This window comes from Micromonospora echinofusca, assembly GCF_017614955.1.
GTDB lineage: Bacteria > Actinomycetota > Actinomycetes > Mycobacteriales > Micromonosporaceae > Micromonospora > Micromonospora echinofusca_A.
On sequence record NZ_WVUH01000665.1, the window covers coordinates 1 to 1,141 of the forward strand.

1 protein-coding gene is annotated in these 1,141 nt (G+C 70.9%); it reads right to left on the minus strand.

Going from position 1 to position 1,141, the window contains the following annotated elements; translation table 11 throughout:
* Positions 1-60 precede the first annotated feature (60 nt).
* The gene (locus tag GSF22_RS33725; protein WP_208817936.1) at positions 61-1,005 is read right to left on the minus strand and encodes a cyclase family protein; all 945 of its coding nucleotides are present in this window, start codon (positions 1,003-1,005) and stop codon (positions 61-63) included.
* Positions 1,006-1,141: the final 136 nt, after the last annotated feature.

The following is a 1,141-nucleotide window of genomic DNA, read 5'->3' on the forward strand; positions in this document are numbered from 1 at the left end:
GCTCCGTGATCATGAAGTTGTTGCCGGGTCACCCGGCGTGTCGCGACAACAACTTCATGATCAACCGGACTGGCGGGTCGGGGTGATGTCGACCACGGCGAAGGCGCGGACCGGGAAGGTGACCATGCCCTCGATCCGGGGCGGGGCGGCGGTGAAACGGAACCCCTCCGGGGGCAGCCCGGCCAGCCCGGTCAGGTGCTCCACGACCGGGATGCCGGCGGCGAGCAGGACGCTGTGCGCGGGCCGCTCACCGGCGGCAGCCGGTCCCATGTCGTCGATGTTGACCGAGTCGATGCCGACCAGGGTGGCGCCCGCCTCGGCCAGCCACCGCGCCCCGTCCCCGGTCAGGTACGGATGATCCGGTCCGGCGTACCGGTCGGTGCCGAAGTGCGCGTCCCAGCCGGTGTGCAGCAGCACCGCCCGCCCCGCCACCTCGTACGGCGCCAGCATCAGCCGGTCGACGGCCCGGACCCCGGCCGGTACGCGGACCACCGTGCCGGGCAGGTCGGCGAGCCGTTCGAGGGGTACCCCGGACAGGTCCGCCCCGTCCGCCCAGCGGTGGGCCGGGCTGTCCAGGTACGTTCCGGTGTTGCCGATCAGGTCGATCCGGGTTGCCTGGAACTCGGTGCCCTCGGCGTACCGGGAGCGGGACTCGGCGAAGGTCAACCACCGGGTGATCCGTGGCTCCAGCCACCCGGGCAGGGTGGTCATGCCGTCCCGGATCACCTGGCTCAGCTCCACCAACCGGCGGTTCGACGGTGGCGCGTTGCCAACCACCGCCCGGCCACCCTTGTGCGGCTCCGCGAGGAGGGACCGGTTGCTGATCCGTACCCGGTCCACCATGAGCAGCCCGAGATGCCGGACGAAGAGTGCCGCCAGGTCGTCGTCGCTGATGTCCGTACCCGGGACGTCCAGCCGGACCCCGTCGGTCCGCAGCCCGCCGCCGTTGGCGAAGTCGACCTCTGCGTCGAACTGCACCCGCCACTGCTCGACCGTGCGTTCCACGGGATCACCTCCGCGCTCGAGTCCGTGCTCCACGGGATCATTTCCGCAGCCTGCCCGTCAAGATCCACACTTCTTCGAGATCAACACAACACCAACGAGCCGCACCAACAGGCGGGCAGCGGAGCCGGTCAGGGGG